This is a genomic window from Streptomyces geranii (assembly GCF_002954775.1).
Lineage (GTDB): Bacteria > Actinomycetota > Actinomycetes > Streptomycetales > Streptomycetaceae > Streptomyces > Streptomyces geranii.
Genome location: NZ_KZ672952.1, coordinates 374,721 through 398,927 on the forward strand (window position 1 = coordinate 374,721; position 24,207 = coordinate 398,927).

Here is a 24,207-nt window from a genome sequence, read left to right on the forward strand (position 1 = left end):
AGATTCACGAAATCCGCTCAGCCGTCCAACAGGTTCGTCAGCAGCGGGCCCCACTTCAGCAGACCGGAATCGGGTTCGAGGACGGACTGGTGGTCTTCGTCCTCAGCGACGAAGAACGAGAAGTTGGTCAAGTGCCCGTCCCATCCCAGCGCGTCCTCGCGGCCCAGCTCCGCCACTCGGGGCGTGTGCGTCGCGGATGACGCGATCACGAGCGTCTCGATGTCGAGGATGCCCCGCGTCGGCGTGGACGTCAGGACATCACATCGACGGCCGGCCGTCTCGACAGCCTTGAGTTGCTTCGCGTCGGCGAGCAACTCGTTGAACGCCTCCTCGCCGAACGCCTTCAGCATCTCGTCACGCATCGACTCGGCGGATCCCGGTCGTACGAGGAGCTCCCCCGCGTTCTCCGAACCGGCAGGCATGGCGTCCACGATCACCAGGGGGCCGACGCGTTCCCCTCGCGAAAGAAGCTGGCGTGCCACAGCGAACATGATGTGCGCGCCGTACGACCAACCCAGCAGTTCGTACGGTCCGGTCGGCTGCAGCCCCTGGATGACGTCGGCGTAGGTCGAGGCGAGGTCGTCGAGGTCGTCGAACTCGACGTCCATGCCGATGATCGCCGGATCGTCGATCCCGACCAGCCCGACCCCGTCCGGGAGGTATCGCGACAGTTCCGAGTACATGGACGAGGCGCCGAACTTCGGGTGCGCGCAGAACAGGGTGCGGCCGTTCAGGGACTGGGTGAATCGGGTCGCGATCGCGGTGATGTCGACCTCGGTATCGGCGCCAGGCTGCGTCCTCTTGTCGACCACCGCACTCAGTTCGCCGATCGTCGACGCAGTGATGACGTCCCGCATCGCTATGTTCACGGGGAACGCGCGATTCATCTGCGACGCGAGCCGCATTGCCGCGAGCGAATGCCCGCCCAGCCGGAAGAAGTCGCTCGCGGCGCCCAGGGTCAGTCCCTCGTCGAGGTCGAGCACGGCACGGAAGATCGCGGCCACCGCCAGCTCCGTCTCCGACTCCAGTGCCCGGCCCGCGCTGACTCCGGACGCGGCCACGTCAGCCGCAGGCAGCGCTCGGCGGTCCAGCTTGCCGGTCGGGGTGAGGGGGAAGGACTCCACCGGGACAAGGGCTGCCGGGACCATGTAGTCGGGCAGGTACTTGGCCAGGTGGTTGCGCAACGACTCGCTGATGTCGCGGTCCGCGGTCGTGCGGTAGTAGGCGGCCAGTTGTAGCCCGGTGGCATGCTCGAAGGCGACCACTTCGGCGCGCGTCACCTCGGGGAACTCCTGCACGACGTCCCGGATCTCGTCCGGTTCGATGCGATAACCGCGAATCTTGATCTGTTCGTCGGCGCGACCGAGGTAGTCGATCATCCCGGCTTCGTTCCACCGGGCGAGATCTCCGGTGCGGTACATGCGTTCCGCCGTTTCCCACGGGCAGGCGACGAAACGTTCGGCGGTCAGCGCGGACTGGCCCCAGTATCCGCGCGCGGTTCCCTCGCCGGCCAGGTACAGCTCGCCGGCGACACCGGGAAGGGCGGGTTGCAGGTTCTCGTCGAGGATGTAGGCCCGGGTGTTGAAGATCGGCGTCCCGACACTCGAGTCGGTGCTGTCGGCCAGGTCGGCTCCGAGGGCGTTGATGGTGTACTCGGTAGGTCCGTAGAGGTTGTACGACTCGACTCCGGGGGCGTCGCGCAGCTGCTGCCAGAGCCGGTCGGGGACGGCCTCGCCGCCGAGGGAGACGAAGACGACACCGGGCGCGTCGGAGGACACGGACCGGCCGGCCGGCCGGTCTCGCTCCAGCAGCCCTTCCTCAACGAGGAGTTGACCGTAGGACGGGGTCACGTCGAACCCGTCCATGCAGACCTCGTCGTAGTGCGCCAGCAGCCGCTGATGGTCGCGTCGCATCTCCTCGTCGATGACGTGCACCTCGTGGCCGTTGAGCAGCCAGAACAGCTGCTCCCACGAGGCGTCGAAGGAGAAGGACGTCGTGTGCGCGATCTTCATCCGGCGCCCGCGCTGGTGGTCCACCACCCGGTCGAAGATCTTCTCTACGTGGTTGACGTACATGTTCGTCAGTCCGCGGTAGCCGACGGCGACTCCCTTGGGCCGTCCGGTGGTCCCCGAGGTGAAGATGATGTACGCGAGGTTGTCGAGCGAGACCTCCCCGCCTCGCTCCGCTGCCGTAATCGGAGCTGTTCCGGTCTGCGCGAGGCGATCCACCGTCGTCGTGGAGTCCAGGTTGATCACCTTGCCGACGGCGCCGGTGAGCCGGTCCACGTCGCGGTCGGTCACCAGAGTGACGGTCGGTTCGGCGACCTCGATCATGTAGCCGATCCGTTCGTCCGGCAGTTCACTGTCCACCGGGACGTAGGCGGCTCCGATGGCGAACACCGCGAACATCGCGATGACCGTGCGCTCGTCGCGCGGCAGCAGCAGCGCGACCCGGTGCTCCGGGCGCACTCCCTCGTCGAGCAGAAGTCGGCCGTAGCGGTTCACCTCGGCGAAGAACTCCGCGAAGGTGAACCGGCGATCGCCGGCGACCAGCGCCGTCTCCGATCCGGACAGCCGCACCTGCCGGTGCAGCAACTCGGCGACCGTGACCGGTTCGATGTCGCGGACGAGGTCAGCGGCGATACCCGTATGCGGGGCGGTCTCGTCCGGCAGCAGGGCGGACAGCGTACCGACGGGCTCGTCAAGCCGCCGGGTAAGGGAAACGAGCACCTGGACGTAGCGCTTGAGCAACAGCTCCGCGGCCGGGGCGTCGAAAACGTCCCGGCGGTAGGACAGGCGCACGTGCACGGTCGCCGCTCCGTCGCGTTCCTCCGGGTCGACCGCGAACGTCACCGGGTAGTGGGTCGCGTCATCGACCTTCGCGTCGACGACCTGCAACCCGGCTGTGTCCTGCCCCGCGGCCTGGCCGAGCGGCACGTTCTGCACCACGAACAGCGTGTCGAACAGAACAGGCATGCCTGCGTTGGTCTGGATCTGGGTCAGAGCGGCTTGCGGATGGTCGATAACGAGCAGCTGCTCGGACTGGACCTGGGCGAGCAGCTGCCGATTCGTCTGGAACGGCGGCAGACTCACCCGCATCGGGACCGTGTTGAACAGCAGCCCGATGATTCGGTCGGCGTCGGGCAACGACGGCGGCCGACCGGAAACCGTGTTTCCGAACACGACGTCGTTGCTGCCCGTGAGCCGGCTGAGCGCGATCCCCCAGGCGGTCTGCAGCAGGGTACCCACCGTGACCTTGGCGTCTCGTGCGGCACCGAACACCGTCGCGGCCTCTGCCGGGCTGAGATCGAGGTGCAGTTCACCGGTCTCGCTCTGTGCGTCACCGAGGTCGACGAAGTCAGGGCACAGCAACGTCGGACCGGTCAGTTCCGCGAGGTAGCCGTCCCAGGCGCGATAGGCGGCAGCGGGATCCTGGTCGTCGACCCAGTCCAGGTAGGAGCGGAAAGACGCCGGTCGCACGCGATCGACGTAGCCGTCATCGGCGTAGATGCTGAGGATTTCGGCGAACAGCCCGTTGATGGACCAGCCGTCCAGCAGGATGTGCTCGAAACTCATGACCAATGTCCACGCTCGGTGGCCGTGTTCGAGCACCGTGAACCGGATCAGCGGCGGGACCTCGAAGTCGAACGGCTCACCTCGCTCGGCCGCCAGGAACTCCTCCACATCGACCCCGCGGCCACCCCACTCGTCCAGTCGGATGACCCGTACCGGGACTTCGACACCGGACGGGATCACCTGTACGTCCCCGGGCGGGACGAACGCCGCCTGGAGATTGGGGTACCTCTCCATCGCACTCGCGATGGAGGCCGTCATCCGCTCGGGGTCGAGATCTCCCGCGATCTGTCGGGTGATCTGCGATACGTAGGTGTTGTGGTCGTCGGATTCCCGGGACCGCAACAGGTGATAGAACAATCCGCGCTGCAAGGGGGCAAGCGGAAGGATCTGGGCGTCGTGCCCGTAGCGGGCTCGGATGGATTCCTCTTCGCCGGGCGTCAACGTGACCCGGTCGGCGCGACGCAGAGTGAATGCCTCTCGACGCTCGCGACCGGGGGCAGGGACGCCGACTCCGGCAATCTCCTCAGCGATGGCGGCAGCCAGCGCCTCGGTGTCGACACCAACGGTGTCCGCCGACTCCGCCCAGACGCGGACGACGCAATCGCCGGGCTCGCGACCCGCGATGAGGACACGGATGTCGAGTTCGAGTCCGTCCTCTGGTACGCCGACGCCTGCGGCAGGCTCGGTGATCAGCTCCGCGTGGCTGCGGAACACACCTACACGGATCCGTGGGATCGGAAGGTCATCGAAGAAGCGGCTGAACCGGGGGTGTCCGGCCAGCGAGGCGTATTCGGCCGCTCGCTCCGGGCTCAGTCCGATGACATCACCGTCATCGAGCAGCACGGGGAATCTACGCGTCATCAGGGGACCGTCGGACTCATGGAGCTCCACGAGCAGATCACCTTCGGCGATCTCGGCCAAGGCCTTGGCCACGGCCGCCAGCACAACGGACCGCAGAGAGGTTTCCGAGGTTACGGAGGTTTCGTCTGTGGCGGGAGCCGCTCGTCCAGCCGTGACACTTGATGCTTCCGATACCTCCGATGCTTCCGAAGCCACCGAGTCGCCTCGCTGCGGCAGCACAGTGGCGGTCGCATCGGCGAGCTGGTCTACCCAGTCCTCCCAGAACGGATCGTCGAGGACAGCCGCCAGTTCGTCGTCCTTGTATCCGGACGCGGCCCGAGTGGACGTGACGACGACCATCGGAATTTTCGCCTGATACGCGGTGACCAGCTCGGTGAGCTTCTCCCTGACCGCATCCAGCAGCTCAGGATTGTCGGTCTCGGCGACCAGTTCACCGGCGCCGCTGTCGCGGATCGCCAATCGCAGGGCGAGGCTTGCTCCCGACAGGGCGTGACTGACGTGGTCGATCGCCGCCCGCCAGAGCGGAGCCACGCTGATGTCGAAATCTTCGAGCGGCAGCTGGAAGCGGCGAATGTCACCGCCGTTGTCGTCTGCTTTGGTGCTGTCGGCTTTGGTCCGGCCCTCGTCGCCGGCACGAACGATCTGGGCGAGTTGCCTGACCGTCAGATCCGGGTGCTGGGAGCCAAGCACAAGGAAGCGCGCTGTGTTCCGCAACAACCGTGACGTGGTTTCCGCCGAGAACAACTCGCGGGCCGCGTTCAGATTCACTCCGAATGCGCCGCTGTCGAGTCTTTCGATACTCGACACGAGATCGAACAGGGCAGGCTGAGATTCCAGCGGGCCATCCGCAGTGGTCGAGGCGTAGTTGGTGAGCGGCGACGCCGCACCCGAATCTCCACCGCGGTCCACGTAGGCGGCCATGACCTGGAAAAGCGGACTGATCCCGACCTGGCGCGGCGGGTTCACCGCCTCGACGACCTGCTCGAACGGAACGAGCTTGTGGTCAGCGGCTTCGAGCATGCGATCGCGGCAACGGAGCAGCGTCTGCGCGAACCCGGTCGCGGCGTCGATATCGGCGCGCACCACGACGGTGTTCACGAAGTACCCGATGAGGTCCTGCAATTCGGGCTGGTCACGCAAACTGGCCGGGGTGCCGACAGGGACCGTATCGCCGGCACCTTCATCCCAGAGCGACAACGAAAACGCCGCAATCAACGCCTGCAGCGGTGTCGCCTTGTGCTCGACCAGGAATTCTTCGACCGTGGCTGTCTCACTGCTGGTGAGGGACGTGGTGGCAGGCCGTATGGTTCGTTCTTCGGATGCGTCGCGTGGTTGGTCGATGGGGAGGACGGTTTCCGTCGGGAGATCCGACAGCACGTCCTGCCAGTAGCGCAGATCCGATTGATAGCGAGACTCCGGATCTCTCCGGCTGCCCAGCACATCTCGCTGCCAGACCGCGAAGTCGGCATACTGGATGGGCAAGGGCGCGACCTCGGTGGAATTACCGGAAGCAGCTTCGAGATAGAACTTGTTCAGCTCTTGGACAAGGATCCCGAAGGAATCCGCATCGGTAACTATGTGATGCCCGTAAGCCACCAGCACATCGCCATCAGAATGGCGCAACAGATGAAACTTCAGCCCGAACTCGGACGTGAAGTCAAGTGGCAGTGCGGCAACCTGAGCGATCTTGTCGCTGAGCAGCTCAGGACCGACGTGTTCGACCTCCAGGACCTTGGTGTCGTCGTCGGGTTCCGCGCAGATGACCTGGCGGAGCGACGAGGTCTCCTCGTCCGGCACGAGGATCGTACGCAAGATCTCGTGGCGAACGAATATCCGGCGTATCGCCCTTGCCAAAGCATCCAGATCGAGCCGCACGCCTGCTTGCAGCACGATTTCGGTCCGGTAGATCGAACGCCCTGCGATCTGCTCTGTGAACCAGAGTGCTTGTTGTCCGTACGAGACTGGTAGCGGGGTTGGGCGGGGTAGTTCGCCGATTCGGGTGGTGGATGTCTCGGTGGTGGCGGTGGTAGCGGTGGTGGTGTCGGCGACTCGGGCGAGTTCGCTGATGCGGGGATGGTCGAAGACATCGCGCAACGTGAGTGCGACGCCGAGCAGGGCGTTGGCGCGTGCGATGACTCGTGCGGCGAGCAGGGAGTGCCCACCAAGGCGGAAGAAGTCGCTGTCCACGCCGAGATCGACGTCGTCGGCGAGGTGGAGTACGTCGCGGAAGATGCCGGCGAGGGTGACCTCGGTGGCGGTTTGCGGTGGGCGGCCGTCGGCTGCGCCTGCGGTCAGGTCTGGTTGCGGCAGTGCGTGGCGGTCGAGCTTGCCGTTGGCGGTGACGGGGAAGCGGTCCAGGCGGGTGAACGTGGTGGGGACCATGTAGTCCGGCAGCGACCGTGCGAGGTGCTCGCGGAGTTCGTCGATCGGCACTGCGTCCGTGGTGCTGGTGCTGGTGCTGGTGCTGGTGCTGGTCGTGGTGATGTATGCGGCGAGGTACTTTCCGCCGGCGGGATGGTCCAAGGCGATGATGGCGGCGCCCGATACTGCTGGGTGTTGTTCGAGGACGGCGCGGATTTCGCCGGGTTCGATCCGGTAGCCGCGTATCTTCACCTGGTCGTCGCTGCGCCCGAGGTATTCCAACTGGCCCTGGGGGTTCCATCGCACGACATCGCCGGTGCGGTACAACCGTGCGCCGTCGTCACTGAACGGATCGGCCACGAATCGGTCGGCGGTCAGGCCCGGGCGGGCGACGTAGCCGTCGGCGAGCTGGACTCCACCCAGGTACAGCTCACCTGCCACACCGGCCGGTACCGGGCGCAGCCACGCGTCAAGAACACGTGCTGTCGTGTTCGCGACCGGTGCACCAATCGCGGTGTTGCCGGTGATGGTGGCCGTTGTGCCGTCGCCGGTGACCTCGGTCGAGCCGTAGAAGTTGTGCAGTACTGCTTGTGGCGCGGCAGTTCGCATGCTGGTCGCGGTGCCCGAGGTGAGTGCTTCACCGGAGGAGATCCAGGACCGGATCGACGCAAGCGCGGTGGGTGCGTCGTCGTGGCGGACGAGGACGTCGGCCAGGCTGGGCACGGTCAGCAGATGTGTCACGCGGTGCCGGGCGATGGTGTCGAGCAGCCCGGCTGGATCTTGCGCGGTTTCCGCGGGCACGACCACGATCCGGGCACCGGCGATCATCGGCCCGAACAACTCCGTCACCGCGTCGACGAAACCCACACCGCTCTTCGACAGCGCCACATCACCTGGCCTGTAGTCCAGTACTCGCTGACCCCACGCGAGGCGGTTGGCGAGTGCACGGTGTGTGAGGGCAACGCCCTTCGGGTGGCCCGTCGTTCCCGATGTGAAGATCACGACAGCAGCGTCGAGGTCGCTCAGCGGCCGGGCTGGAACGGGGGCGATTTCCTGACCGGTGGTCAGCTGTCGCTGTACCTCGTGGTCGTCGATCCGCAGTGCTGGTGCGCGATGTTCACCCAGTACGTGTTGATGTATTTCTGCGGCGAGTTGGTCGGTGATGACCAGCGCAGGTGCGGCGTTGTCGAGGATGTGCTTGACGCGTTCGGCGGGGTATCCCGGGTCGATCGGCACGTAGGCCGCTCCCGCGCGGATCACCCCCGTAAGTGCTACGACCAGGTCGACCGAGCGTGTCATGGCGATCGCGACGCGGTCCCCGACCCGCACGCCCTCCTCGATCAGGAGGTGGGCGAAAGCGTTGACCCGCGCATCGAACTGACTGTAGGTGAGTTCGCTGCCGTCGTCGGCGACGATCGCGACCGCGTCCGGATCGGCCGCGACCCGGCGGCGCACCAGTGCGTCCACCGTCACCGACGCGTCCGCTGTCGTCGGCGCGATATCAAGCGTGTCGCCTTGCGTCCACGACAGATCCGGGCCATCAGCAACGGGTATGAATCCGGCACTCAGTTCGTGCAGAGTCCGGGCCGCGGACCCGTCGAGTACACCGTTGAGGAAACGGCCGAATTGTCCGGCGTGCAAGAGCGGATCGCCCGTGGCGGACCCTGCGGACAGCTCCAGCCGGAGTCCAGAGTCGGAGTTGCGGTAGATCGCGAGGTCAAGCGAGCCGACCGGGCCGGTGCTGATCGTCTCGGAGACCGCGGCAATGTCGCCCAGGCTCGGCGTCGACTCGAAGAGTCTGATGTTGATCGTCGGGAGCGTGAGGAACGAGGCTTGGCCGCTTGGCCATAGACGGGCGATCTGGTGATCTTCGACAGTCGTGTGACGCCGCGAATCCCTCAGCTGGCCCGCGACGATCCCGAGAACATTTCCGAAGGTGTCGTACGGGCTGATCTCAGTGACGACCGGAATCGCCCTCGATATCGCACTCGGTGTCTTCAGCGATTCACGGTCATCTCGCAACATCAGCGGAACCCGGACCGCCACACAGTCACGCCCATCGACCAGAGCGGTGTAGACACCCCACAACGTGATCAGAGAATCAGTCCAGGAGACCCGAGCCGCGCGAGCGAACTGCTGAACCCTCGAGTAGGTGTCATCAGGTATCGGAACGACAACCGGTCGACTCGACGACACGAAGACCCCGGACAAGTCCTCCACGATCTCGTGGCCGACGTGCTCGATTCCGAGGACGCCACTCCAATACGCGGCACTTTCTTCGTTCCTGAAATCGCCGGAATTCCTGGCGTCTACGACGTTCTTCAGGGTGCCGAACCAGCGGTCCGGGACCGAATCACCGGACTGCTGTGCGGAGTAGACCTCGGCGACTCGGCGGATGAACAGAGAAATGCTGTAGCCGTCGACGAGCAGGATGTTGGTGACCAGGATCCACGCCCAGGTGCCGTCCTCGCGACGGACCAAGGTCGAGCAGGTCGTCGGCTCTCCCGAAGTGGCCGACGATCCGGTGAGCTGCTCGCGGGCCAGCACCCGGACCTCATCATCGCCATGACCCGCGTCGACGACCTCCGTCGAGAGTGTCGTGGAGGTGTCGATGTATTGGAAAGGGACACCGTCGTCGTCCCCGAAACGAACCCGCAACGCATCGGTCTCCGCGAAAACAACACTGACCGAAGACGCGAACAGGGCCGGATCGACCGGGCCGTTCAGCCAGATCAACTGACCCGCACAGAACACCGAGGACTCAGGGGCAAGTCTCCGAGCCACCCAGTTGCCTCGCTGACTCGCAGTCAACTCCACACGGTCAAAAGCCGCCAACGGAAGCACACCCACTTCTCTTGAGACCCGATCGAGCCGATCGAGCCGACCGAGGCAACGATCACTAGAACCTCAATGAAGGGTAGGCTAACCTTGCCCCGTGCCACCACCCATACCGCCACCCGACCGAGGAGAAGCCTCCATCAGGTACGACAACCGCCCTGCGACGACGGCCTGTTGGTGTTCGATCCCGGACAGGTCGTTCCAGGAAGACGAACTCTCCGGAGCCCGGCAGCAGCGAGTGTGGGTGGCTGCGGCGCTCACTCAGCACACCGACGTCCTCTTGCTGGGCACGGACCGGGGGCGGCCATGAGGAACGACTCGCACTCCGACCCGTCGGGGCTGGGGCGGGGACCTCTGACCCGTCGGCTGCCTGTGCTTTGGCAGGCGCCCGCCGATCCGCCCGAGGTCCAGCCGTTCGAGGCCGGTTCGGAGACCACGGCCGGTCGATTCCTGTTGCGCGTGATCCTCTCGGTGCGGCGGGTCTCCGTTCCCGCGGCGCTGGCCGCGATCGTGTGGCAGGTGGGCGAGGCCGCGGTCCCCGTGGTGATGGGCCTTGCGATCGACCGGGCGCTGGCAACCGGGAACGCGGGGCAGTTGGTGCTGTGGCTCGGCGTGCTGGTGGCCCTGTACATCGTGTTGACGGTGGCGGCGAAGTTCGCTGTCCAACTGACCGCGTATGCGATCCAGCTGCTGCAGCACCGCCTCCGGAGCACCCTCTCGACCGTCGTGCTGCATCCGGTCGGCGGCGGCGCCCACGCGCCGGACGGCGGTGTCGTCTCGGTGATGACCAACGACGTCGGCCGCCTGGCCAACGGGGTTCAGCTCGCGATCATGCCGATCGCGAGGATCATGACCATCGGGTTCATCGCCGTGTCCCTGTTGAGGACGCACTGGCTGCTCGGGCTCGCGGTACTGGTGGGGGCGCCGCTGGCGGTGTGGTTGATGGGCGTGCTCAGCGAGCGGCTGTCCCGTGACACCCGTGAGTACCAGGGACTGCTGGCCACCACGGTCGGACTGGCCACGGATGTCGTGGCCGGCTATCGGGTGGTCAAGGGGATGCGCGCCGAGACCGAGGCGACCAGAAGGTACCGGCAGGCAAGCCAGGAGACGCTCGTCGGTGCCAAGCGCAACGCGGGACTGCTGGGGAGATTCCTGATGGGCTCCGGTGTGGTCACCGGCACGTTCGTCGCGGCGGTGATGGGACTGGCGGGCTGGTTCGCCGTGGACGGGCAGCTGAGCGTCGGCGAGCTGATCGCCGCCGTCGGCCTCGCCCAGGCGCTGCTGCCGCAGATCCAGTCGATCGCGAACGACTCCATCCCCAACCTCGCCGGATCCCGCGCCTCGTCCGCGCGCATCCTCGACGTGCTGAAGACCGACGTCGCCGTAACGCCCGAGCCTGACGACGCGGCACGGCCGGTGGTTCAGCGGCTGCCGGTGCTGGAGGTGTCCACGCCCAGCGGGACGATCCGGGTGGAGCCCGGCGAACTCGTGGGAGTGCGCACCGACGATCTGACCGCTGCCCGCGTCGCGGAGGCGCTGCTGGATCCCCGCGAGCCCGGCGGCGAGGTCGCGGTGCGGCTGGACGGGATCGCCGCGCGGGAGTTGACCGCGCAGGAGTACCGATCCCGGGTCACTTTCACTCCGCACCGGGTCATGCTGTTCAGCGGAACGATCCGCGACAACCTCACCGCAACCGCGGCCTCACCCGAGCTGGTGACAGCCGCGGTGCGAGCTGCGGCATGCGGTGACTTCGCCGCCGATCTCGACCTCCCGGTCGGCGAGGACGGCAACCGCTTCTCCGGCGGTCAGCTCCAGCGACTCGCGCTTGCCCGCGCTCTCGCGAGCGACGCGCCGGTGCTCGTGCTGCACGACCCGACCACGGCGGTCGACTCGGTCACTGAGCACACGATCGCGAAGCGACTGCGCGATGTCCGCGCGGGCCGCTCGACCCTGCTGATCACCTCCTCCCCCGCGTTGCTGAGCAGTTGCGACCGCGTCGTCGACCTGCTTGAGGACGCACCGATACGCGCAAGGACAACGCTATGAGCGGGGCATCCGCGGCAACCGGGCACGCGCTTCCGGTCGCGGGCAGCAGGGAGACGGCCAGGGAGGTGTGGCGGCTCAGCCGCGGGCACCGGCTCCGGCTCGCCGCTGTCGGAGTGCTGGGGATCGTCAGCACCGGCGTCAACGTGATCCCGCCCGTGATCATCGGGTTCCTCGTCGACCGGGTGCGGGCCGGCACCGCCGACCTCGGCACCGTACTGACGGTCACGGCCGTCATGGCGCTCTCGGCGGTTCTCGGCGCGGTCGGCAGCGCGGTGACGATCGTGCTCGCCACCCGCGTCTACCACACCATCCTCGCCGCGCTGCGCGAACAGCTCGTGAGCCGTGCCATGACACTCCCGCAGCACCTCGTCGAACGCGCCGGGACCGGGGACCTGATCTCCCGGACCAGCGACGACGTCACCGCCGTAGCCGATGCCGCGCCCGCCGTGATCCCCGCGCTCACCGTCAGCGGGTTCACCATCGTCGTGTCGCTGGGCGGGCTCGCCGCGCTGGAATGGCCGTACGCCGCCGCGTTCGCCGTCGTACTGCCCGTCTACGTACTCGTCATGCGCTGGTATCTCCGCGTCGGCCCTCGGGTGTACGGCGCCGAGCGCGCGGCGATGAGCGCGCGGGCACAGCAGATCCTCGAGTCGCAGCGCGGCTACTCCACCGTGCTCGGGCTGGGGCTCGCCGAGCAGCGGCACGACACCGTGATGGCCGCGTCCTGGGGCGTCTCGGTGCACACGCTCCGCGCGCGCACCGTGATGGCCATGCTCAGCCTCCGCCTGAACTTCGGCGAGTGTCTGAGCCTGGCCACCGTCCTCGTCGTCGGCTTCGTCCTGATCGACGCGGACGCGTCCACCGTCGGCGCCGCCACCGCCGCGATGCTGATCGTCCTGCGCCTGCTCGGACCGATCAACGAGCTGCTGTACGTCGTCGACGACCTCCAGTCGGCCCTCGCATCGCTCAGCCGCATCGTCGGGGTCGCCACCATCCCGGAGGAAGCGGGCGAGCAGACAGCGGCAGCGGACTCGGGCATCGCCGTGCGGCTGCACGAGGTCGCGTTCGGCTACGGCGACGGCCCCCGCGTATTCGACAACCTCACCCTCGACGTCCCCACCGGTCAGCGCGTCGCCGTGGTCGGCGCCTCCGGGGCCGGCAAGACGACGCTCGCCGCCGTCATCGCCGGTATCCATCTGCCCGACGCCGGGACGGTGGCCCAGCCCGGCCGAACCACGTTGATCACCCAGGAGACGCACGTGTTCGCCGGCACCCTGCGGGACAATCTCACGCTCGGCGCCCCCACAGCCACCGACCACGACATCCACGCGGCGCTGGACGCCACCGGGGCAGCCGGTCTGCGCGACCTGCTGCCGGACGATCTCAACACGATCATCGGCACCGGCGGGCATCCGCTCACCGACGCACAGGCCCAACAGCTCGCCCTCGCGCGGCTGCTGCTCGCCGACCCGGAACTGGCGATCCTCGACGAGGCGACCGCCGAGGCCGGCTCCACCCATGCGGGGTTGCTGGACCGTGCCGCCGAGGCGGCCTTGCGCGGTCGTACCGGGTTGGTGATCGCGCATCGTCTCTCCCAAGCCGCGACCTGCGACCGGATAGTCGTCATGGAGCACGGCCGGATCATCGAGACCGGAACACATGACGAGCTGGTCGCCGCCGATGGCGTGTACGGCGGGCTGTGGAGCGCGTGGGAGGCCGGACGGGGCATGAACAACAAGCCAGGAAGGACTGACTGATGACGGGAAATGTTGTCGGCACGCCGGACAACACAGCGGTACGGACCGCGTTGTGGCGCGCCTTGCACACACAGGTGGACGAGCCGCCGCACGTCCTTGAGGACGTGCTGGGTGCCCGGCTGGCGCAGGACGACGACGGATGGCGTGAGCGCGGGGACATGGTCCCTGGCGACTCGCGCGGAAAGCGCGCCACTGTCGTCGGGCGGGCGCGGTTGACCGAGGACCTGGTGGCGCAGGCCGCGAGCCGCGGTGTGGATCAGTACGTGATCCTCGGCGCGGGCCTGGACACCTTCGCTCAGCGGCATCCCGACGCGGGCTCGGCCATGACCGTCTTCGAGATCGACCAGCCGGAGACGCAAGGGTGGAAGCGGAGCCGGTTGATCGAACTCGGATATGGCATCCCGGATTGGCTGCGCCTGGTTCCGGTCGATTTCGAGGCGAACGACGACTGGTGGGATCGGCTGCAGGCGGCGGGATTCGATACCTCGCGTCCTGCGGTGGTGTCCTGGCTGGGGGTCACCATGTATCTGACCGAAGAGGCCACGGCTGCGACCCTCAAGCGGGTGGCGAGTCTGCCGTCCGGCTCCTCACTGATCCTCACGTTCTTCCGTCATCTCGAGGATCTCGCGCCGGAGGACGTACAGATTCGGCGAGCCTCCAGGGAGGGTGCTCGGCGGGCCGGTACGCCGTTCATCGGCTTCTACACTCCCGACCAGATCATCGAGCTGGCGCGACAGGCAGGTTTCGCCGACGCCGAATACGTCTCGGCAGCCGACCTGGCCGATCGCTACTTCGCTGGCCGGACCGACGGCCTGCGGCCGTACAGCGGCGAGGAAGTGCTGATCGCCACCGTGTGACACAGCCGGCTGGAACTGTCAGAAGAGGTTGGACAAGCAAAGCAATGAACGAGGAGTCCTGATGAGCCTGAGCAGCGAGCAGTTGATCGCCGACGTCGCCGACGTGTTGTACCTCGAACCTGCGGAGATCGACTACGAGTTGAGCCTCCGTGACCAGGGGATGGACTCGGTGCGCCTGATGGATCTGGTGGAGCGGTGGCGCACCGCGGGGGTGGACCGGATCGACTTCATCACCCTGGCCGAGGACTCGCGACTGGGTCACTGGATCGAGGTCATGGAGAAGCTTCAGGCTGGTGAAGAAGTGCCTTCATGATCCTGCGGTAGGGCGGTCGCCGGGCTCGTCGTGGACGACGACCCGGCCGGACCGCTCGGCGGGACTGCTCGGCGGGACTGCTTGGCGGGCCCACGACCTCAGGTCACGGTGCCAGCACCCGCAACGTGTTGCCCCATCCCACGAGCGACGTCGCGGTGACTTTCAGTCCGGCGCCGGCGATGACCGCCTGGAGTTCGTCCTCGGTGCGGTATCCGGACCCGTGGAGCGTCAACCGCAGAATGTCGAGTTCGGCGTCGTGTTCGTCCAACTCGGCGGGATCGAAAGTGTCCTCCACCAGCAGCACCCGCCCACCGGGGGCCAGGCTCGCGGCGGCCCGCTGAAGAATGAGCTTCGCCTCCGCGTCACGGTACTGCCCGAGCGTGTCGATGATCAGTACGGCGTCCGCGGGTTCGGTCTTCTCGAACACCGACTGCTCGGCAATCCGTATCCGCTCGCGTCGCGTCGCGTCCGCGATGCTGATCGGAATGTCCCTGCGGAACCAGTCCGCCGCGGTGGGCAGCGCGACGACGGTCACCGTCGCCTCCGGATGCCCCGCGGTGAGGTAGTCGGCGTGGACCACCGCACCAGGTGCGTGGACAACCACCTTGCCGACGCCCCCGAGCACGGGTGACTTCGCGAGCGGCTCGGCGAGTACCTGCGCGAACCGGGACTTGCTCTCCAGACGCTTGTGCTCGAAGGTCGCGTCGCTGCGCAGAGCGTCCCAGTCCTGGCCGGTCACCGACTCCAGCACCGGATGATCGTGGCGGACGGCCGCTTCGAGACCGAAGAAGGCCTGCGACATACGGAAGTCGACCCCGCCGGAAACCAGGTGATCGAGCACGGACTCACTGGTCAGGAACTCGCCGGTCTCACTGAGCTTGTATTCGTCGCCTTCCTGCTCCAGGAGTTCGATCGCCTTCAGGTACCGCAAGAACTTCGCCAGCGAGCGTTCGTTCGCGCCGGTGTGCCGTGCGAGCGCGGGTACGGTGCGCACTCCGCGGCTGATGCAGTCGGCGATGCCGAGGTTCGCGGCTGCCCGAATCGCCAGCGGCGGAAGCAGCTCGGACATCTCGTGGAACCTGTCGAAGGCCTCGTCGTTGCGCTCGGGGTCCGGCATGGAGGGGTCCTCGTCCAACGCCACAACCTCTGCGCGCCGCCAGTAGCCGGTGAAGTCGATGTCGGACTTGTCGACACCGCGCTCCTCGATGAGATACCGCCGCAGATCACGTACCACGGACTGTTCCCCGGCGAGCCAGGCGAACATCGCGCCCTCTCGCCGGCCGCCCTCGCGTACCGCCCGCAGCAGCAACGGCTCGGATCCCGCTGCCAGTCCGTTCCGCACAACCCAGGTCACCTCGACACCGGGGCGTTGCGGGAAGTCGATCCGGTGCGACTCCTCGGCCACCTCGATGTAGACCTCGGCCTGCGCGTCGTCGGGCAGTTCCCCGAGCAACCGGTCGATCGCCGGGACGGCCGTGTCGTCGCCGACGACGAGGTGCCAGTCGTAGCCTTCGGGCCGCCTGGTGGAGACCGAGGGTCCCCCGACGTGCAGGCGATCGCCGGGGTTCGCCCGGTACGCCCACGTCGTCGCGACGCCCACACCATGTTTCGCGAAGTCGATGTCGAGCTCGCGAGCCTGCGCGTCGTAACGCCGTACCGTGTAGACCCGCCACAGCGCCGGCGGGTCGGCCGGCCACCTGTACTTGCCGTCCTTGTAGACCGGGAGCACCGGCTCGCTCTCGCCGGGGTACGGGAAGATCAACCGGACGTTGTCGTCGAAACCCTCGCTGGCGAACTCGGGGAAGGCCGTACCGTCGCTTGCGGTGAACGATCCCAGCTGATCACCGGTCAGGGTCACCCGGCGCATCCCGGGAGTGACGTCGACAACCCGCGCCACCTCCAACTCCCGCAGGACAATGGTGTGTACGACGGTGGGGCGGGCACGACGCGGCACGGCGACTCCTCATCGAACAGGTGTCAGATGCCAAAAACCTTAGCATTGCCTAACCTAACAAAGGTCGTCTACCAGGGCTGCTCGGAGATCGGTGACCACTTTTTCCGCGAAGCCGAGGAAAGTGATCGTTGTCGTGTCCGGGGCGATGTGATAGCGGACAACCGCGCGATACAACAGCTCGGTGCCCTCCGGAGTCGGTGACCCGCTGTCCGGCCCGTAGACCCGCGTGAGGAGCACCGCGGGAGAGGGGGCACGCCGCAATGCCCGGCGTCCGGCCTTGTTGTGGTAGCGCAGCAGTGCCAGCTCGGCGGTCCCGGTCGGCTCGACCTCGGCCTCGGCCTCGTCGAGAGCGATGGTGGCGACCGCGGTGAACGGACCTACCGACATCGCGTTGTGAGCGGGAGTCAGCGGGACGTCTTCGTCGACCACGCCGCCGATCAGTGGTGCGATTCCTGTTGAGTGGAGCGCGTCGCGGATGGCCTTGCTGACGACGCCTTCGGTGAGGGAGCTGTCCCAGCGGAAGGTGGAGGCTGTGGCCTGAGCAAAGGTGGATACGTCGATCGTCCGGGCTCGGGCGAGAAGACCCTTCCAATGATCGAGGCCGTCCGTAGCGACCGCGTCGCCGGCTGCTTCGATGGCTTCGAGCGCGGGGACGAGCGCCAGTGGGCGGGACACGTCCACTACGCCGGACACCGCCTGCCGAAGTGCCTCCGCCAGACGGTGCAGCGAGGCTCGGTCGACGATCGCCGCATGGACGGCGAGCACCGCAACCGTCTGTTCGGGGTTGTGTGTGAACGCAAGGGCAGCCGGGCGGCCGGTCGAGATGTCGATGAGATCAACGGCGGCCGACCTGATCGCGTCAACGGAGACGTTCGTGTCGGCGGTCAGCTCAACGCTCTGGGGCTGGACTGTTTCCGGAGGCAGGAGGTAGGTGAACCAGAGCCGCCGGCCGGTAGCGTCGACCGACAGGCGAAGCGCGTCAGTGTTGGCGACGAGTGAGCGGAAGGACGAGGCGACCGATTCGCTCGTCGATCGCGCGGGCAGGTTGATCAGCTCGGTGAAGACGTACTCGTCGGGCGCGGTGTCCGCCTCGCGCAAGCGCTCAAGGGCAGCGGAAGTCGGCACAAGAACCGGCTCGGTCGAAATGGCGTCGTGCGTCGGCGGCGCGAGCTGCGCGGCGAGGGCGCCGATGGTCCGTCCCACGAACACCTCGGACAGTTTGAACGTCAGATCGTGCTCACGCGCGTAGGCAACGAGTCGTGCCGCGGAAATGCTGTCGCCGCCCAGGCGGAAGAAGTCGTTGTCCACGCCGAGGTCGACGTCGTCGCCGAGGTGCAGTACGTCACGGAAGATGCCGGCGAGAGCGATCTCGGTGTCGGTCTCCGGTGGCCGACCGTCGGCTGTGCCGGCAGCCAGGCTCGGTTGCGGCAGCGCGCGGCGATCCAGCTTCCCGTTCGCCGTGACCGGGAAGCGGTCCAGGCGCAGGAACGTCGCGGGCACCATGTAGTCCGGCAGCGACTGTGCGAGATGCTCGCGCAGCGCGTCGAACAGCAGCGCGTCCTCGGCCGTCGTAGCACTGGCCGTCGTGGCGCTGGCCGTGGTCACGTATGCCGCGAGGTACTTTGCGCCGGCCGGGTGCTCCAAGGTGGCGATCACCGCGCCCGTTACGCCTGGATGCTGCTCTAGTACGGCGCTGATTTCGCCGAGTTCGATCCGGTAGCCGCGTATCTTCACCTGGTCGTCGCTGCGGCCGAGGTACTCCAACTGTCCCAGGGAGTTCCACTGCACGACATCGCCGGTGCGATACAGCCGTGCGCCCTGGTCGCTGAACGGATCAGCCACGAATCGGTCGGCGGTCAGGCCCGCGCGAGCCACATAGCCATCCGCGAGTTGCACCCCGCCCAGGTACAGCTCACCTGCCACCCCGACCGGCACCGGACGCAACCACGCGTCAAGAACACGCGCCGTCGTGTTCGCCACCGGAACACCGATCGGCACCCCGACCGCGTCGACGAGCCCGGCCTGGACCACCGGGTGAGCGGTCACGTCCACGGCCGCCTCGGTCGGCCCGTAGAGGTTGTGCAACTCCGCGTTCTCGAACAGCGCGACGGCACCGGCGGCGGGAGACACGGGCAGTGCCTCGCCGGAGCAGAACACTCGTCGTAGCGAACCCACCGACGTCCGGTCCGGGCCCGAGGTGAGGAAGGCCTGCAGCATCGACGGCACGAAATGGGTGACCGTCACCGCGCGACGGTCGATCACTTCGAGCAGATACTGCGGATCCTTGTGTCCGCCCTCCTGCGCCACGACCACCACCGCGCCGGTGACCAGTGGCAGGAAGAACTCCCACACCGACACGTCGAACGTGAACGGGGTCTTCAACAACACCCGGTCCGAAGCACCGATCCGGTAGAGATCACGCATCCACCACAGTCGGTTGACTATCGCCTCGTGGTTGATCTGAACGCCCTTGGGACGTCCGGTGGTGCCGGAGGTGAAGATCACGTACGCGGCATCCGACGGGAGCAGCGGACGCGAGAGCCGCGGTGGGGCGATCACGCCGGCATCGAGGTGTTGCCGCACAGGTTCGTCGTCGATGAGCACGATGCGCACAGGATGATCGGTGAGCACGTGGTGCTGAGCACCGGAGGTGTGCCGGTCGGTGATCACCGCACGTGGTTCGGCGTCCGCGAGGATGTGCTTGACGCGTTCGGCGGGGTAGTCGGGGTCGATCGGCACATATGCCGCCCCGGCACGGATCACCCCGGCCAGGGCGACCACCAGATCGGCCGAGCGAGGCAGTGCGACGGCGACCCGATCCCCGACCCTCACGCCCTCCTCGACGAGGAGGTGGGCGAGAGCGTTGACCCGGGCATCAAGTTCGCCATAGGTCAGTTCACCGCCGTCATCAGCGATGACCGCGACCGCGTCCGGGCTCGCCGCGACCTGACGGCGTACCAACTCCTCAAGAGTCGCCCCGGGAACATCGAGCGTCTCACCACATGACCACGCGTCGAGTTGTCGCGACTCCGGTGCGGGCAACAGGTCCAGGTCACCGACCCGCGCCTCTGGACCGGCGGCGATCGTCTCCAGCACCGACTTGAGGACGGCGACAAACCGCTCAGCGGTAGCGCCGTCGAACAGATCGGTCGCGTAAGAGAGCTTCCCCGACAGGTCGTTGAGCGAATCGAAGATGTCGAGGTCGAGATCGGTCTTGACCGCGCCCACCGCCGCGGGACTCGGTGTCGTGGTGACATTCCCGATGCGCAGGCCCCGCGGGCGGCGGCTGTCGGCGACGCGGTGGGTGAGCATGATCTGGAAGAGGGGGTTTCGGCCGGCGAACCGCTCGGTGCCCAGCGCGCGGGTGATTTCCTCGAAGGGCGCGGCCTGGTGATCGAACCCGCCGAGCACCGTTCGCCTGGTGTTCCGCAGAACGTCGGCGATCGAGTCACCGGCGTGGAACCGATGGCGGATCGGCAGTGTGTTCACGAAGTATCCGACCAGGTCTTCCAGGCCGTCCTCGGTGCGTCCACCGACCGGTGAACCGATCACCACATCCGCACCGGCGCCCAGCGCCGAAACGGTCAACGCGGTCGCGGACTGGAGCATCATGAACATGCTCACGCCCTGCTCGTCCGCGACCTGACGCAGACCGGTCACGACCTCTGGATCGACGGCGAACCGCAGATCCGCACCGCGGTGGGTCGGTACCACCGGTCGGGCCCGGTCCGGCGTGATCGCGGACTCCTCGGGCGCTCCCGCGAGGACGTCCTGCCAATAGGCAAGGTGCTCGGAGAGCAGCGAACCCGAATCGGACGCCTCCCCCAGGACCTCGCGTTGCCAGATCGCGTAGTCCGCGTACTGGACCCGCAACGGCGTCCATCCCGGCTCCTGCCCCGCGGCCCGCGCCTCATAAGCGGTCGACAGGTCGCTCAGCAGCGACGGGAACGACCATTCGTCCACCGCGTGGTGATGTACCGCGACAACGAACACCCAGTCGTCAGCGCCGGCGCGTAGCAGCGCGACACGGATCGGGATGTCGACCGCGAGATCGAACCCGGCCTGCACCACCGCGCCCACCCGCGCATCCACGCCGGCGGCATCCGCACCCGTGACGTCCTCAACGAGCAGAGAGAGCCTGTCGGCCGCTTCGTTCGCCGGAACGACGACCTGACGCAGCGTGCCGTCCTTCTCCACCAGGAGCGTGCGCAGCGCCTCGTGACGGGACACCACATCCCGTACCGCCATGATCAGAGCATCAGGATCCAGATCACCGCCCAGACGCAGCACCACCGGCACCACATACCGCCCACCCGGCCCGCCCAACTGGTCAATCAGCCAGAGTGCTTGTTGTCCGTACGAGACTGGTAGCGGGGTTGGGCGGGGTAGTTCGCCGATTCGTGTGCTGGGTGTCTCGGTGGCAGCGGTGGCGGTGGTGGTGTCGGCGATTTGGGCGAGTTCGCTGATTCGGGGGTGGTCGAAGACATCGCGCAGCGTGAGTGCGGTGCCCAGCAGGGTGTTGGCGCGTGCGGCGACTCGTGTGGCGAGCAGCGAGTGTCCGCCCATGCGGAAGAAGTCGTTGTCCACACCGAGGTCGACGTCATCACTGAGGTGCAGTACGTCGCGGAAGATGCCGGCGAGGGCGATCTCGGTGGCGGTTTGCGGTGGCCGGCCGTCGGCTGCGCCTGTGGTCAGGTCTGGTTGCGGCAGTGCGTGGCGGTCGAGCTTGCCGTTGGCGGTGACCGGGAATCGGTCCAGGCGGGTGAACGTGGTGGGGACCATGTAGTCCGGCAGCACTCGTGCCAGGTGCTCACGGAGTTCGTCGATCGGCACTGCGTCCGTGGTGCTGGTGCTGGTCGTGGTGATGTATGCGGCGAGGTACTTTCCGCCCGCGGGGTGCTCCAAGGCGGTGATGGCGGCGCCCGATACTGCTGGGTGTTGTTCGAGGACGGCGCGGATCTCGCCGGGTTCGATCCGGTAGCCGCGTATCTTCACCTGGTCGTCGCTGCGCCCGAGGTACTCCAACTCCCCTACGGAGTTCCATCGCACGACATCACCGGTGCGATACAACCGTGCGCCGTTGTCACTGAACGGATCGGCCACGAATCGGTCGGCGGTCAGGCCCGGGCGGGCGACGTAGCCGTCGGCGAGCTGCACTCCACCCAGGTACAGCTCGCCTGCCACACCGGCCGGTACCGGGCGCAGCCACGCGTCAAGCACGTGCGCTGTCGTGTTCGCGACCGGTGCACCAATCGAGGTGTTGCCGGTGATGGTGGCCGCTGTGCCGTCGCCGGTGACCTCGGTCGAGCCGTAGAAGTTGTGCAGTACTGCTTGTGGCGCGGTCGTTCGCATGGTGGCCGCGGTGCCCGGGGTGAGTGCTTCACCGGAGGAGATCCACAACCGGATCGAGGCGAGCGCTGTGGGTGCGTCGTCCTGTCGGACGAGAACGTCGGCCAGGCTGGGCACGGTCAGCAGATGGGTGACGCGGTGTCGGGCGATGGTGTCGAGCAGAGCGGCTGCGTCTTGCGCGGTTTCCGCGGGCACGACCACGATCCGGGCACCGGCGATCATCGGCCCGAACAACTCGGTCACCGCATCGACGAAACCCACACCGCTCTTCGAGAGGGCCACATCACCTGGCCTGTAGTCCAGTACTCGCTGCCCCCATGCGAGGCGGTTGGCGAGTGCGCGGTGCGTGAGGGCAACGCCCTTCGGGTGGCCCGTCGTTCCTGAAGTGAAGATCACCACGGCAACGTCGAGGTCGTTCAGCGACCGCGCCAGAGCAGGGGCGGTTTCCTGACCGGTGGCCAGGTGCTGCTGTATGTCGCGGTCATCGATGCGGAGTAGTGGTGCGGGATGTTCACCCAGTACGTTTTTGTGTGCTCCGGCGGTGTGTTGGTCGGTGATCACGACGCTGGGTGCGGCGTTGTCGAGGATGTGCTTGACGCGTTCTGCGGGATATCCCGGATCGATCGGCACGTAGGCCGCTCCCGCACGGAACACTCCGGTAAGCGCCACGACCAGGTCGACCGAGCGCGTCATAGCGACCGCGACGCGGTCCCCGACCCGCACTCCCCCGTCGACCAGGAGCTGGGCGAAAGCGTTGACCCGCGCATCGAACTGACCGTAAGTGAGTTCGATGCCATCGCCGTCGGCGACGACCGCTACCGCGTCCGGGTCGGCCGCGACCCGACGGCGCACCAGCGCGTCCACCGTCTCGGGCGCGACATCGAGCGCCTCGCCTCGTACCCACATCGAATCCGGACCATCAGCAACGGGTATGAATCCCGCACTCAGTTCGTGCAAGGTCTGGGCCGCCGACCCGTCGAGGACGGCATTGAGGAAACGGCTGAATTGTCCGGCGTGCAAGAACGGATCGCCCGTGGCCGACCCTGCGGACAGCTCCAGCCGGATTCCGGTATCAGGATTGCGGTAGATCGCAAGATCGAGCGAGCCGACCGGTCCAGTGCTGATCGTTTCGGAGACCGCGTCGATATCACCCAGACTCGGCGTCGACTCGAAAAGCCTGATGTTGATCGTCGGGAATGTGAGATACGAGGCCTGGCCACCAGACCACAGACGGGCGATCTGGTGATCTTCGACAGTCGTGTGACGCCGCGAATTCCTCAGCTGGCCCGCGACGATCCCGAGAACATTTCCGAAGGTGTCGTACGGGCTGATCTCAGTGACAACCGGAATCGCCCTCGAGATCGCACTCGGAGTTTTCAGCGATTCGCGGTCGTCTCGCAACATCAGCGGAACCCGGACCGCCACACAGTCACGACCGTCGACCAGAGCGGTGTAGACACCCCACAACGCGATCAGGGAATCGGTCCAGGAGACCCGAGCCGCGCGGGCGAACTGCTGAACCTTCGAGTAGGTGTCATCAGGTATCGGAACGACAACCGGTCGACTCGACGACACGAAGACCCCGGACAAGTCCTCCACGATCTCGTGGCCGGCGTAATCGATTCCGAGGACACTGCTCCAGTACGTGACGTCTTCTTCGGCACTGGAATCGTTGCGCTTGTCGGCGTTTGTAATGTTTTTCAGGGTGCCGAACCAGCGGTCCGGGACCGAATCACCGGACTGCTGTGCGGAGTAGACCTCGGCGACCCGGCGGATGAACAGAGAAATGCTGTAGCCGTCGACGAGCAGGATGTTGGTGACCAGGATCCACGCCCAGGTGCCGTCCTCGCGACGGACCAGGGTCGAGCAGGTCGTCGGCTCTCCCGAAGTGGCCGACGATCCGGTGAGCTGCTCGCGGGCCAGCACCCGGACCTCATCATCGCCATGGCCCGCGTCGACGATCTCCGTCGTGAGTGTCGTGGAGGTGTCGATGTATTGGAAAGGGACACCGTCGTCGTCCCCGAAACGAACCCGCAACGCGTCGGTCTCCGCGAAGACAGCACTGACCGAGGACGCGAACAGGGCCGGATCGACCGGGCCGTTCAGCCAGATCAACTGACCCGCACAGAACACCGAGGACTCGGGAGCAAGCTTCCGTGCCACCCAGTTGCCGCGCTGACTCGCAGTCAACTCCAGGCGATCGAAAGTCGTCAACGGAAGCCACATCCACTTCTCTTGAGACCAGGTCGAGCCGACCGAGGCAAGGATCACCGTAACCCTAATGAAGGTAAGGCTA

General features: G+C 66.8%; 7 protein-coding genes. 4 read left to right on the plus strand and 3 right to left on the minus strand.

What is annotated here, in order from left to right:
* Positions 1 to 17: 17 nt before the first annotated feature.
* Complete coding sequence (locus CW359_RS01470; protein ID WP_105967822.1) at positions 18 to 9,647, minus strand: non-ribosomal peptide synthetase; 9,630 nt, start codon at positions 9,645 to 9,647, stop codon at positions 18 to 20.
* 294 nt (positions 9,648 to 9,941) lie between these two features.
* Here CW359_RS01470 and CW359_RS01475 point away from each other — a divergent pair, with 294 nt between their 5' ends.
* The 4 genes from CW359_RS01475 to CW359_RS01490 all read left to right on the plus strand — a co-directional run bounded on the left by CW359_RS01475 (position 9,942) and on the right by CW359_RS01490 (position 14,608).
* Positions 9,942 to 11,681, plus strand: coding sequence for an ABC transporter ATP-binding protein (locus CW359_RS01475; RefSeq protein ID WP_232838159.1), 1,740 nt, complete (start codon positions 9,942 to 9,944; stop codon positions 11,679 to 11,681).
* Positions 11,678 to 13,438, plus strand: a complete 1,761-nt coding sequence (locus tag CW359_RS01480) for an ABC transporter ATP-binding protein (RefSeq protein ID WP_105967823.1) — start codon at positions 11,678 to 11,680, stop codon at positions 13,436 to 13,438. The genes CW359_RS01475 and CW359_RS01480 overlap by 4 nt, the downstream gene beginning before the upstream one ends.
* Complete coding sequence (locus CW359_RS01485; protein ID WP_105967824.1) at positions 13,438 to 14,295, plus strand: class I SAM-dependent methyltransferase; 858 nt, start codon at positions 13,438 to 13,440, stop codon at positions 14,293 to 14,295. The genes CW359_RS01480 and CW359_RS01485 overlap by 1 nt, the downstream gene beginning before the upstream one ends.
* Positions 14,296 to 14,356: 61 nt before the next feature.
* A complete protein-coding gene (locus CW359_RS01490; RefSeq protein WP_105967825.1) occupies positions 14,357 to 14,608 on the plus strand; it encodes a phosphopantetheine-binding protein in 252 nt (83 codons plus the stop codon).
* A gap of 103 nt (positions 14,609 to 14,711) precedes the next feature.
* Here the strand turns inward: CW359_RS01490 and CW359_RS01495 are convergent, their stop codons facing one another.
* Together CW359_RS01495 and CW359_RS01500 are read right to left on the minus strand one after the other, a co-directional pair.
* Positions 14,712 to 16,562 carry a siderophore-interacting protein gene (locus tag CW359_RS01495; protein ID WP_105967826.1) on the minus strand — a complete coding sequence of 617 codons (1,851 nt, stop codon included), beginning with the start codon at positions 16,560 to 16,562 and terminating at the stop codon, positions 14,712 to 14,714.
* Between the two features lie 54 nt (positions 16,563 to 16,616).
* On the minus strand, positions 16,617 to 24,182 hold the full coding sequence (locus tag CW359_RS01500; protein ID WP_157968462.1) for a non-ribosomal peptide synthetase: 7,566 nt from the start codon (positions 24,180 to 24,182) through the stop codon (positions 16,617 to 16,619).
* Positions 24,183 to 24,207: the final 25 nt, after the last annotated feature.